Origin of the sequence: Yonghaparkia sp. Root332, from assembly GCF_001425665.1 — a bacterium.
Lineage (GTDB): Bacteria > Actinomycetota > Actinomycetes > Actinomycetales > Microbacteriaceae > Microcella.
Genome location: NZ_LMCX01000001.1, coordinates 636,994 through 649,051 on the forward strand (window position 1 = coordinate 636,994; position 12,058 = coordinate 649,051).

Annotated in this window: 11 protein-coding genes; 9 read left to right on the top strand and 2 right to left on the bottom strand. The window is 72.2% G+C overall.

Annotated elements, in window-relative coordinates; all coding sequences use genetic code 11:
* Positions 1-193: 193 nt before the first annotated feature.
* Positions 194-1,522: an MFS transporter gene (locus ASC54_RS03045; RefSeq protein WP_200932260.1), complete on the bottom strand. Its 1,329-nt coding sequence runs from the start codon at positions 1,520-1,522 to the stop codon at positions 194-196.
* Positions 1,523-1,597: 75 nt separating this feature from the next.
* Between ASC54_RS03045 and ASC54_RS03050 the strand changes: the two genes are divergently transcribed.
* From ASC54_RS03050 to ASC54_RS03065, 4 genes are all read left to right on the top strand, one after another.
* Positions 1,598-2,671 (top strand): LacI family DNA-binding transcriptional regulator, encoded by a 1,074-nt coding sequence (locus ASC54_RS03050; protein ID WP_055896582.1) that lies wholly within the window; start codon positions 1,598-1,600, stop codon positions 2,669-2,671.
* Between the two features lie 113 nt (positions 2,672-2,784).
* Positions 2,785-2,949 carry a CsbD family protein gene (locus ASC54_RS03055; RefSeq protein ID WP_055857622.1) on the top strand — a complete coding sequence of 55 codons (165 nt, stop codon included), beginning with the start codon at positions 2,785-2,787 and terminating at the stop codon, positions 2,947-2,949.
* A gap of 170 nt (positions 2,950-3,119) precedes the next feature.
* The gene (locus ASC54_RS03060; protein ID WP_200932261.1) at positions 3,120-4,484 is read left to right on the top strand and encodes a TrkH family potassium uptake protein; all 1,365 of its coding nucleotides are present in this window, start codon (positions 3,120-3,122) and stop codon (positions 4,482-4,484) included.
* Entirely contained in the window at positions 4,477-5,175 is a 699-nt protein-coding gene (locus ASC54_RS03065; protein ID WP_200932262.1) for a TrkA family potassium uptake protein, read from the top strand. The genes ASC54_RS03060 and ASC54_RS03065 overlap by 8 nt, the downstream gene beginning before the upstream one ends.
* Positions 5,176-5,185: 10 nt before the next feature.
* Here the strand turns inward: ASC54_RS03065 and ASC54_RS03070 are convergent, their stop codons facing one another.
* A complete protein-coding gene (locus ASC54_RS03070; RefSeq protein WP_055896585.1) occupies positions 5,186-6,499 on the bottom strand; it encodes an MATE family efflux transporter in 1,314 nt (437 codons plus the stop codon).
* A 55-nt stretch (positions 6,500-6,554) separates the two neighbouring features.
* On the opposite strand from ASC54_RS03070, the gene ASC54_RS03075 reads away from it, so the two are divergent.
* The 5 genes from ASC54_RS03075 to ASC54_RS03095 form a co-directional block, all read left to right on the top strand.
* Positions 6,555-6,905 carry a metalloregulator ArsR/SmtB family transcription factor gene (locus ASC54_RS03075; RefSeq protein ID WP_055857618.1) on the top strand — a complete coding sequence of 117 codons (351 nt, stop codon included), beginning with the start codon at positions 6,555-6,557 and terminating at the stop codon, positions 6,903-6,905.
* 2 nt (positions 6,906-6,907) lie between these two features.
* A complete protein-coding gene (locus tag ASC54_RS03080) occupies positions 6,908-8,170 on the top strand; it encodes an MFS transporter (protein WP_200932263.1) in 1,263 nt (420 codons plus the stop codon).
* Positions 8,167-10,128 (top strand): M13 family metallopeptidase, encoded by a 1,962-nt coding sequence (locus tag ASC54_RS03085; RefSeq protein WP_055896588.1) that lies wholly within the window; start codon positions 8,167-8,169, stop codon positions 10,126-10,128. Before ASC54_RS03080 ends, ASC54_RS03085 begins: the two co-directional genes overlap by 4 nt.
* Entirely contained in the window at positions 10,125-11,030 is a 906-nt protein-coding gene (locus ASC54_RS03090; protein WP_235451369.1) for a serine hydrolase, read from the top strand. Before ASC54_RS03085 ends, ASC54_RS03090 begins: the two co-directional genes overlap by 4 nt.
* A 397-nt stretch (positions 11,031-11,427) precedes the next feature.
* Positions 11,428-12,058: hypothetical protein (locus tag ASC54_RS03095; RefSeq protein WP_162242487.1), on the top strand; the 631-nt coding region annotated here is incomplete at its 3' end.

The following is a 12,058-nucleotide window of genomic DNA, read 5'->3' on the forward strand; positions in this document are numbered from 1 at the left end:
CGTGCCGACCGCTCAAGCACGCGGAGCCCGACGTGCAGTGCCTGCATGTGGTTACGGCGCGGCCCGCTCCCGCGGGGGCGAGTGCGTAACTCAGGAACCCACGGCCCGGTCGGGCGAAGACGTGCGGATCGCAGGGTGCGTGCGCCCTGGAGTTCCTGAGCTGCGCATCCCGGTGGAGGCGCCGCGGAGGAGATCAGCCCGCAGCGTCGGCGTCACGGGACGCGGCAGCGGGCTCACTCGCGCCCGGCGCTCCCGGAGCGCCCGGCGCTCCCGGAGTGCCCTGCGAGCCGGGAGCGCCCTGCGAGCCGGGTGCGCCCGCCGCGGCCCCGCGCTCGCGCGCCGCGCCCGACGCGACGGCCGCGACGAGGATGAGCACGAGCACCACCCACAGCGCGTTCAGCAGCCCGATCCGCTCGCCGAGGAACCCGATGACGGGCGGACCGACGAGGAAGGCGAAGTAGCCGACCGTCGCGACGGCGGCGACGGCTGCGGCGGCGCGGCGCGGATCGTCGGCGGCGGCCGACATGCCGACGGGGAAGCCGAGCGATGAGCCGAGCCCCCACGCGAAGATGCCGAGCGCGGCGATGACCGGCTGCTCGACGAGGATCACGGTCGCGAGCCCCGCGGCCGCGAGCACGGCCGACCCGCGCAGCACGGGCACGCGACCGAAGCGGTCGAGCACCCACACGCCGGCGATGCGGCCGGTGGTCATCGCGACGGCGAAGATGCCGAAGGCGAGCGCACCGGTGGCCTCGTCGACGCCGCGGCCGTCCACGACGGCGAGCGCGAGCCAGTCGTTGGCCGAGCCCTCCGCGAAGGCCATGCCGAGCACGATGAGTCCGATGAGCAGGATGCGCGGGTCGCGCCAGATGGACAGTCGCTCCTGCCACGTGGTGCGCGCCGGCCCCGCGCCCTCGTCGTCGAGGCCGGGGAGCGCCTCGTCCCGCGGCAGCAGCCGGACGACGAACCCGACCGCGACGATCAGCAGCAGGCCCACGACGCCGGCGTGCCAGTCGACGCCGACGCCGAGGTCGGCCACGCCGGCGGCGGCGGCCGCCCCGATGACGGTGCCGATGCTCCAGGAGGCGTGGAACCAGGGCATGATCGCGCGGCCCTGCGCCTGCTCGACGCCCGCGCCCTCGACGTTCATGGCGACGTCGGTGATGCCGGCCCCCGCGCCGAAGACGACGAGCGAGCCGAGCACGACGACGTAGCTCCCGAGCGTCTGAGCGCCGACGCCGAGCCCGATGAGCGCGAGCGAGGTGGCGATGACGCCGAGCAGGATGACCCGGCGCGTGCCGAGGCGGGCGATGAGGTGGCTCGATCCGATGAGGCCGACGATCGACCCTGCGGCCATGCCGAAGATCAGGAGGCCGAACTCGTCGGTCCGCACGTCGAGGGCGTCGCGGATCGCCGGCGTGCGCGCCACCCAGGTCGCCATCGTGATGCCGCTCAGTGCGAAGACCGCGAAGACGGCGAAGCGCCAGGGCGCGAGGCGGGGAGCGGTGGTGGGCGAGCTCACGGACGGCCTTTCGAAACGCGGATGCCGGGGGAGTCGAATCGATTCGATGCCCGAGTTCGACTACGCTAACAGCCGATGGCGAACCCGGCAAACCACCCTGGAGACGGCTCGCGGGCCACGCTCGCGCAGGTCGCGGCGCGCGCCGGGGTGAGCGCCTCGACGGCGAGTCTCGCCTTCAGCGGAGCCGGGCCCGTCGCCGACGAGACGCGCGAGCGCGTGCTCGCCGCCGCGCGCGAGCTCGACTACGGCGGCCCCGACCCGCGCGCCCGCAGCCTCCGCACCGGCCGCAGCGGCATCATCGCCGTCGTCATGGAGGACCGCATCAGCGTCGCCTTCGGCGACCCGGTGGCGGTGACCCTCCTCGACGGCATCGCCGACGAGATCGGGGGAGCCGGCTACAGCCTCCTGCTGCTGACCGACAGCCTCGAGCGCGCCGAGGGCGGCCTGCGCGATGCGCCCATGGATGCCGCGCTCCTGCTCGGCTGCAGCACCGACCTCGACCCCGCAGTGCGGGTGCTGAGCCAGCGCCAGGTGCCGCTCATCGGCGTCGAGGCCGAGCCGCGCCAGGGCCTGCCCATGGTCGACATCGACAACCGCGCGGGCATGCGCCGCCTCGCCGAGCACCTCGCCGGACTCGGGCACGAGCGCGTCGCCGTCATCACGCTGCCGATGGATCGCGGCCACGCCCGCGGCCCGCTCACGCAGGTGCGGCAGGACGCATCCGTCGCCTACACGGGCCTCGAGCGGCTGGCCGGGGTGCGCGACGTCTTCCCGGATGCCCCCGCCGAGGTCGCCGCGGGCAGCCTCATCGAGGAGGGGCTCATCGCCGCCCGTGCGCTCCTCGATGCCGAGCCCGCCCTCACCGCCATCGTCGGGCAGAGCGACCTGCTCGCGCTCGGCGCCATCCAGGCCGCTGAGGAGCGCGGCCTCCGCGTGCCGGAGGACATCAGCGTCGCCGGCTTCGACGGCGCCCGCATCGACGGGCTCTCGCGCCACCGCCTGACCACGGTCGTGCAGCCGACCCTCGAGAAGGGCCGCGCCGCCGCACGACTGGCCCTGGCGGCCCTCGCGGGCGAGCCGGTCGAGAACGTCGCCTTCACGACCGAGCTCCGCATCGGCGACACGACGGCGGCTCCGCGCAGCGCCTGAGCTCTCGCATCACCAACCCTGGACGCCCACTGGACGCCGAGGAAGTCAACCCCGTGACGCCGCCGCGGAGGAGATGGCACCGTCGTAACTCCACCGCGACGAAGGGAGCCGTCATGAACGACGAAGCGAAGCACAAGGGCGAGGAGCTCGGCGGCAAGATCAAGGAGGGCGTCGGCAAGGTCACCGACAACGAGCGTCTCGAGGCCGAGGGCCGCGCCGACCAGACGAAGGCGAACCTCAAGCAGGCCGGCGACGACGTCAAGGACGCGCTCCGCTGAGACCCCCCACGACAGCCGCGGCCTCCAGGTAGCCGCGACTGCCCCGGCGGGCGCTCGACCTCACGGTCGGGCGCCCGCTCTCGTCGTGCCCCGCCGCCTCGGCGCGCGCGTGACGACCGCGCTTCACGACTGCGCTTGACAACCCCGGCGACAGGAGTACCTTTGCGCGAGTGCCGAACACGGGGGCGATCGCGCCTCGCCGCACCCGCCGCCTTCGACTGAGCCCCCCGCAGGCCGTCGTCCTCGGCTTCCTCGGGGCGATCCTCGCGGCGACGGGCCTCCTCGCTCTTCCCTTCTCCCACCCGCGGGACGACTCGATCACGATCCTGGACGCGGCGTTCACGGCCGTGTCGGCCGTCTCGGTGACGGGCCATGTCGTCGTCGACACCGCGACCGCCTGGTCCCTCACCGGCCAGGTGATCATCGTCGTCTTCATCCAGCTCGGCGGGCTCGGCATCATGCTCGTCGCCTCGCTGATCGGGCTGGCGCTCGCTCGACGCCTGTCGCTGCGAGGTCGAGCCCTGACCGGCACCGAGAACCGAGCCGTCACGGCCGATGACGCGGCGCGACTCGCGAAGGGCATCCTCGCCACGAGCCTCCTCATCGAGGCCTCCGTCGCCATCATCGTCGGCCTCCGCCTCGCTCTCCACTACGGCGAGGGCGCAGCGGACGCGGTCTGGCACGGCGTCTTCCTGGCCGTGTCGAGCTTCAACAACGCGGGCTTCGCGCCGTACTCGGACAACATGGTCGGCTTCGCGACCGACCCCGTCATCGTGCTGCCGATGGCGGTCGCAACGGTCCTCGGCGGTCTCGGATTCCCCGTCCTCCGCCAGCTGCGCAAGGAGTTCCGCCGTCCGCTGCACTGGACGATGAACACGAACATCGTCCTGGCGATGAGCGGCCTCCTGCTCGTGATCGGGACGGCGTACATCGCCGTCCTGGAATGGAGCAACCCCGCGACGATCGGCGGGATGTCCCCGGCGGAGCGCGTGCTGGTCGCCTTCTTCCACTCGGTCCAAGCGCGCACCGCGGGCTTCAACAGCGTCGACGTCGGCGAGATGACGAGCGAGACCTGGCTCGGCATCGACGTGCTCATGTTCATCGGCGGCGGGCCCGCGGGCACGGCCGGCGGCATCAAGGTCACGACCTTCGCCGTCCTGCTCTTCATCATCCTCACCGAGCTGCGCGGGCAGGGCGCGGTGAACATCTTCGGCAAGCGCCTCTCGCGCGCCGTGCACCGCGAGGCCATCACGATCGCGCTGCTGTCGCTCGCGGCGGTCATGGCGGCCACGGTCATCCTCATGCTCGTCACCGACCTCGAGCTCGACGTGCTCCTGTTCGAGGCGATCTCGGCCTTCGGCACCGTCGGTCTCAGCACCGGCATCACCGCCGATCTGCCGGCGGCCGGGCAGATCGTGCTCATGGTCCTCATGTTCCTGGGCCGCCTGGGCCCGCTCACGCTCGGCACGGCCCTCGTCCTGCGCCAGCGCCAGCTGCTCTACGAGCTCCCGAAAGAAAGGCCCGTCATTGGCTAACCTGCGCCTGTTCTCCGGCACCCGCACCTCGCGCATCGCTGAGGCCGACTCCGTCGCCGTCATCGGCCTGGGCCGCTTCGGCCAGTCGCTCGCCCTCGAGCTCATGGCGACCGGCACCGAGGTGCTCGGCATCGACGCGAGCGAGGAGATCGTCCAGGGCCTCAACGGCGAGCTCAGCCAGGTCGTCCGCGCCGACTCCACGAAGGCCGAGGTGCTCCGCCAGCTCGCCGTGCACGAGTTCGACCGCGTCGTGGTCGCGATCGGCTCCGACATCCAGGCGAGCATCCTCACCACGTCCGTGCTGCTGCAGTTCGGCATCCCCCAGATCTGGGCGAAGGCCACGAGCGACGCGCACGGGCAGATCCTCGAGCAGCTCGGGGTCGAGCACGTCATCTACCCCGAGAAGGACATGGGTCGCCGCGTCGCGCACCTCGTCCGCGGGGCCGCGCTCGACTACATCGAGGTCGACTCCGCGTACGCGATCGTGAAGATGCAGCCCAACTCGGTGCTGCTCGGCCGCCGGCTCGGCGACACGAACCTCCGCCAGGAGCACGGCGTCACGGTCATGGCGGTCCAGCGCGACGGGCAGCCCTGGTGCAACGCCGACGCCGACACCGTCGTCCGGGAGGGCGACACGGTGCTCGTCGCGGGGCCCACGCGCATGGCCGAGGGGTTCGGGCAGCTCCGCTAGCGCGCGCCCGTCACGATCCGGCGCCCGTCACGATCCAGCGATCCCCGCGCGCCCGCGCCCCGAGCGTCACCGCGCGCGCCCCGAGGTACCCGAAGGTGAACGACGCGAGCAGCGCCGGCAGTCCCGAACCGGCGGCGAGCACGAGAAGCACGAGGTAGACGATCAGGTTGAGGATGCCCGTGGCGGCGAGGTAGCGCCCGTCACCGGCTCCGATGAGGACGCCGTCGAGCACGAACACGAGCCCGGCGAGCGGCAGCCCGATCGCGAGGATCAGCAGGACGAGGGGGAGGGCATCCCGCACTCGCTCGTCGGAGGTCACGAGGATCGGGACCAGCGGCGCCGACGCGGCCACGACGACCGCCAGGATCGTGCCGACGAGCACCCCCCAGCGGACGAGCCGGCGGGTGATGCGGTGCACGCGCTCGACGTCGGAGGCTCCGAGTCCGTGTCCGACGAGCGCCTGCCCGGCGATCGCGAGCGCGTCGAGGGCGAGTGCGAGCAGGCTGTAGACGGCGAACCACACGTGCGTCGCGGCGAGCTCGACGGTGCCGAGTCCCGTTGCGACGAGCACGGTCGCGACCAGCGCGATGCGCAGCGACACCGTGCGCAGCAGCAGCCACGAGCCGGCGGCCATCGCGGCGCGGAGGCCCGCCGGGCCGGGGCGCAGCGCGGCGCCCTCCGCACGGGCGCCCCGCACGACCACCGTCACGAGCACCGCGGCCATCGCCCACTGCGCGATGAGGGTGCCGATCGCCGAGCCGGCGATGCCGAGACCGAGACCGTAGATGAGGATCGCGTTGAGCGCGATGTTCGCGCAGAACCCCCACGCCGCGACGACCAGTGGGGTGCGCGCGTCGTGCAGGCCCCGCAGCACCCCGGTCGCGGCGAGCACGAGCAGCATGCCCGGCACGCCCCACCACGCGATCGTCAGGTACTCGAGCGCGGCCGCCTCGACCGGTGCGGCCGCGCCGAAGGCGCCCACGATCGCCGGGTAGGTCGGCAGCAGCACCCCGAGCAGGACGACGCCGATGCCGAGCGCGAGCCAGAGCCCGTCGACGCCCGCGGCGTGCGCGCCGGCCCTGTCACCGGCTCCGAGGCGCCGCGCGACGGCCGGGGTGGTGGCGTAGGCGAGGAAGACGAGCAGTCCGATCGCGGTCTGGAGCACCGTCGAGGCGACGCCGAGCCCGGCCAGGGCATCCGCCCCCAGATGGCCGACCATCGCCGTGTCGGTCAGCACGAACAGCGGCTCGGCGACGAGGGCGCCGAGCGAGGGCGCGGCGAGGCGCAGGATGTCGCGGTCGATCGCTCGCAGCCGGGGGCGCACGCTTCCACGCTACGGCCCGCGCACGAGCGCATCGCGCCTGCCTTACTATCTGCGTATGCATGCAGATACGCATCAGGAAGACCTCGATCCCTCATCGCCGCTGGTCGACGTGGTGGCCGAGCTGTTCGGGCTCCTCGCCGACCCCACGCGCGTCCGGATCATCCTCGCGCTCGACCTCGATGAGCTCTCCGTCAATCACCTCGCCGACATCGTCGATCGCCCGCCGCCCGCCGTGTCGCAGCATCTGGCCAAGCTTCGCCTCGCACGGCTCGTGACCGTTCGACAGGAGGGCAATCGCGCGTTCTACCGGCTCCGCGACGAGCACCCGCGCCGACTCGTCGTCGAGGCACTGCGGCAGGCCGAGCACACCGTGTCCGATCTCCCGCGCCACCACGGGGAGCACTGAGCATGCTCACGGTCCTCCGCCACCGGCGCTTCGCCGCGCTCTTCGCCTCGCAGGTCGCCTCGCTCGTCGGCACGGGCGTGCTCACCGTCGCGCTCGCGCTCGTCGCCGTCCGCATCGCGGGAGAGGGGGCCGCGCAGATCATCGGCATCGCGCTGACCATCCGCATCGCGGCCTACGTCGTCGTGTCGCCGATCGCGAGCGCGCTCGTCGCCGGTCGGTCGAGCCGCGCCGTCCTCATCAGCGCGGATGCGGCGCGCGTCGTCATCGCGGCAGGTCTCGTCCTCGCCACCGAGGCCTGGCACCTCTACGTCGCGATCCTGCTGCTGCATTCGGCGTCGGCCGTCTTCACGCCCACGTACCAGGCCGTCATCCCCGAGGTGCTGCCCGACGAGCGCGACTACACCTCCGCGCAGTCGCTCTCGAGGCTCGCCTACGACCTCGAGTCGCTGCTGAGCCCGGTGCTCGCGGCGCTGCTCGTGCTCGTCCTGCCGCCCAGCGCGCTCTTCGCCGTGACGGCGGCAGGCTTCGCGCTCTCGGCGCTCGCCGTGGGGCTCTCGCGCATCAGCGAGCGCGCCGGCGCGGCGGGCGAGCCGTTCGCGTCGCGCCTCACGCGCGGCCTGCGCCTCATGACGCGGATACCCGCGCTGCGGTTCCTCGCCGTCCTCGACGCCGTCACGGCCACGGTCTACGCGACGGTGCTCGTCACCACGGTCGTGCTGCTCGTCGTCATCGGCGCCGCCGACGTCGGCGACCCGTCGGGGCCGCTCGCCGTGGCGCTCGTCGCGTTCGGTGCCGGATCGATCGCGGTGGCTCTGCTGCTGCCGCGCATCCTCGACCGGGGGAGCGATGGCGCGGTGATGGCGACGGGCGCGGCGATCGTTCCCGTCGCGCTCGCGGCGACGGCCGCGCTCGCGCTCACGGGAGCGCTCACGCTGCCGCTCGTCATCGTCCTGTGGTTCGTGCTCGGCGCCGCGAGCTCGGCGATCAGCACCCCGAGCGCGCGGATCATCCGCCGCGAGGTCGAGCCCGACGACCGGCCCGCCGTCTTCGCCGCGCGGTTCTCGAGCTCCCACGCGTGGTACGCCGTGACGTACCCGATCGCCGGCCTCGTCGGGTCGGCCGCGGGGCCCGCCGCGGCGACCGCCGTGCTCGCCGTCGTCGCCCTCCTCGCGCTCGGGGCCGCGCTCGCCCTCTCACGCGGCGCGCGACCCTCGGCGGATGCGCAGGCGCGACCCCCCGCCGCCTCATTAGGCTCGGTCGGGTGACCGACACCCTCAGCAGCGGCATCCTCTCCGACGAGCTCGAGCCGGGCATCCGCCCGCAGGACGATCTGTACCGCCACGTCAACGCGCGCTGGCTCGCACGCACGCCGATCCCCGCCGACAAGGCCCGCTACGGCTCATTCATGGTGCTCGCCGAGGAGGCCGAGAAGGCCGTGCGCGACATCATCGTCGAAGCGCAGTCGGCCGAGCCGGGCACGCTCGAGCGCAAGGTCGGCGACCTCTACGCGAGCTTCATAGACGAGGAGCGCATCGAGGCGCTCGGCGCCGCCCCGCTCGCCCCGCACCTCGCGGCGATCGACACGATCGACGACAAGGATTCCCTGCTGAGCGAGATCGGACGCCTCGAGCGCGAGGGCGCCCGCGGGTTCGCGCAGCTCTTCGTCGACAACGACCCCGGCGACCCCGAGCGCTACCTCGTCTTCGTCGAGCAGGGCGGGCTCGGTCTGCCGGACGAGTCGTACTACCGCGAGGACGCGCACGCGGCGACGCGCGACGCCTACCTCGCCCACCTCGAGCGGATGCTCGCCCTCGCCGGCCTGGAGGCCCCCGCCGAGCGCGCGGTGCGCATCATGGCCCTCGAGACGCACCTCGCGAGCCACCACTGGGACAAGGTGCGCAACCGCGACAGCCAGGCGACCTACAACCTGCGCACCTGGGCCGAGTGGGAGGAGGCCGCTCCCGGCCTCGACCTCGCGCGCTGGCGCGACGCCTTCGGCATCACCGAGCAGCAGCTCGCCGAGGTGGTGCTGCGCCAGCCCTCGTTCCATGCCGGGCTCGCGGCCGCGATCGCCGACCGCCCCCTCGAGGAGTGGACGGACTGGCTGCGCTGGTCGGTCATCCGCTCGATGGCGTCGTACCTCTCGCGCGACTTCGTCGACGCGACCTTCGACTTCTACGGTCGCACCCTCACCGGCACCCCCGAGCAGCGCGCCCGCTGGAAGCGCGGCGTGAGCTTCGTCGAGGGCGCCATGGGCGAGGCCGTGGGCGAGGTCTACGTCGCGCGGCACTACCCGCCGGAGGCGAAGGCAGCGATGGACGAGCTCATCGCGATGCTCATCGAGGCGTACCGGCAGTCGATCAGCGAGCTCGAGTGGATGACCGCCGAGACCCGCGAGCGCGCCCTCGACAAGCTGTCGAAGTTCACGCCGAAGATCGGCTACCCGGTGAGGTGGCGCGACTACTCCTCGCTCGAGGTCGTCGCGGATGACCTGGTGGCGAACGTGCGGGCGGCGGGGGAGTTCGAGTTCCAGCGCGAGCTCGGCAAGATCGGCCGGCCGATCGACCGCGACGAGTGGTTCATGACGCCGCAGACCGTCAACGCGTACTACAACCCCGGCTTCAACGAGATCGTCTTCCCGGCGGCGATCCTGCAGTTCCCGTTCTTCGATGCGGGGCGGGATGCCGCGGCCAACTACGGCGCGATCGGCGCGGTCATCGGCCACGAGATCGGGCACGGATTCGACGACCAGGGCTCGCGCTACGACGGCGACGGGCGCCTGCGCGACTGGTGGACGGAGGCCGACCGGGCCGCGTTCGAGGAGCGAACCGGCTCGCTCATCGCCCAGTACGACGCGCTCGAGCCGAGTCAGGCGCCCGGCCACCACGTCAACGGCGCGCTGACGATCGGCGAGAACATCGGCGACCTCGGCGGGCTCGGAATCGCCTGGAAGGCCTACCTGCTGTCGCTCGACGGCGAGGAGCCCCCGGTGATCGACGGGCTCACCGGTGCGCAGCGGTTCTTCCTCTCGTGGGCGCAGGCCTGGCAGCTCGCGATCCGGCCGGAGGAGGCCCTGCGGCTGCTGTCGATCGACCCGCACTCGCCGAACGAGTTCCGCTGCAACCAGATCGTGCGTAACATCGGAGCGTTCTACGAGGCGTTCTCGGTCACTCCCGACGACGCCCTGTGGCTGGACGAGACGGAGCGCGTGTCCATTTGGTGACGACCCCGATGCTGCGCGACCGGAGCGCCCGCCTGGCGGCTCCGGTGTCAGCGCGGCGTCGGGCCCTCGAGCGCTCTCCCTCGTTCCGCCCCTCCTTCCGCGCCCTCGGCGCCCTCGCGTACGAGGGCGCGCGCGTCTCGGTCGCGGCGGTGGATCTGCAGTCGGGGCAGAGCGTCTTCGCCGTCGACGAGCGCATCGTGCTGCCGACGGCGTCGATCGGCAAGATCCTCCTGCTCATCGAGGTGAGCGCGCGCATGACCGACCGGTCGCTGTCGGAGTTCTCGATCGTCGATCGGTCGGTGCAGGACTCGGTGGCCGACTCGGGTCTCTGGCAGCACCTGCAGGCGCCGGCCCTCCCGCTCTCCGACCTCGCCGCGCTCGTCGGCTCGACGAGCGACAACGTGGCGACGAATGCGCTCCTCCGTCATATCGGGCTGGATGCCGTGCGCGCGCGCACGGAGTCGCTCGGCCTCGTGCGCACCGCCCTGCTCGACGTCGTCCGTGAGAGCCGGGGGCCGGATGACGCGCCCCAGCTCTCCGTCGGCTCGACCGCGGAGCTCGCGTGGCTCTTCTACGCCCTCGCCCACGGCCACATCATCGATCCGACGACGAGTCAGCGCGTGCTCGGCTGGCTGTCGCTCAACACCGACCTCTCGATGGTCGCGAGCGCGTTCGGTCGCGACCCGCTCGCCCACCGCGGGGTCGAGCACAGCACCTGGATGGTGAACAAGACGGGATGCGACGCGGGGGTCCGGTCGGAGTCGGGGATCCTCCGCGGGCCGCGCGGCGGCCTCGCCTACGCCGTCTCGGTGCAGTTCGAGGAGCGCGACCTGGCGAGCCGGCTGCGCGTGCTCGACGCCCTGCGGGTCTTCGGACTCGACCTCCTGGAGTTCGTGCACTGACGCGCGGCGGGGCCCTCGGAACGTCTGAGCATTGCTCGCACCCCCGTTGAGGGGTAGACGGAACGGTCCAGTCTTGCTTTCGTCACTCTGAGGGGAATATCGTCGGGCTCGCCTGCGGAATCGGCTCACCCGACGTTCGTCGATTCGCGCGGGCTGGGAGAGTACACACCTGGCGTTTCCTTGACTACCCCGTCGAGCGAATCAGTCTCAGAGTCGTACTGTTCCGAATACCTGCAGTACCCGAACACCCGAACACCCGACGGTCGTCGTTCCCCGACGACGGCCGACCGCTCGACCGTGATCTCCCCCGATCCCGATCGTGCGCTACCCGAATACCCGAACACTGAGCGCTGCCGGCCCGCTGGCGCGCTCGGCTCCGACCCCCCAGGAGCTCTTCATGATGCGCACGCGCATTCTTGCCGCGGCGACCGCCGCTCTCCTCGCCCTCGGCATGGCCGCGGGCGGAGCGAGCCCCGCGCTGGCCGGCGGCAATCCCTCTAACACCAACGACCCCGACAACTGGGAGACCCTGACCGGCGAGGTCTGCTACAAGGTCGAGCCCGTGACGCCCCCGTACGTTCTCCCGGCGAACACCCCCGGGTACACGTACTCGAAGGTGATCGTCAAGGCAGGCAGCAGCGGCAACAGCGTCACCAACGAGAACGCGGTGTACACCACCGACTCGATGGGAGGAGCGCTCACCCCGGGCGACTCGTTCGTCCACCCGGAGAAGGACAGCATCAGCCACGTGATCGTGTGCGAGATCCCGGCTGAGCCCGGCGTCGCCACCGCCGCCATCGACCTGACCGACCCCGACTGCTACATCGGCGCGATGCTGGATGAGAGCGGCTTCACCTACACGAACAGCACCTACGTGATCGTGGACAGCGGTGCGGGCGACGGCACCTACGAGGTCGTCTTCACCGCCGAGGAYGGCTTCGAGTTCGCGGGCGGTGAGACCGAGCTGAGCTTCACCGGAACGCTCGCCGGCCCGAGCGACGACCCGTCCTGCGAGGAGCAGCCCGGTG

Coding starts and splice junctions, on each gene's coding strand:
- ASC54_RS03050 (WP_055896582.1), top strand. CDS start 1,598: ATGGCGAACCCGGCAAACCACCCTGGAGACGGCTCGCGGGCCACGCTC.
- ASC54_RS03055 (WP_055857622.1), top strand. CDS start 2,785: ATGAACGACGAAGCGAAGCACAAGGGCGAGGAGCTCGGCGGCAAGATC.
- ASC54_RS03075 (WP_055857618.1), top strand. CDS start 6,555: ATGCATGCAGATACGCATCAGGAAGACCTCGATCCCTCATCGCCGCTG.
- ASC54_RS03080 (WP_200932263.1), top strand. CDS start 6,908: ATGCTCACGGTCCTCCGCCACCGGCGCTTCGCCGCGCTCTTCGCCTCG.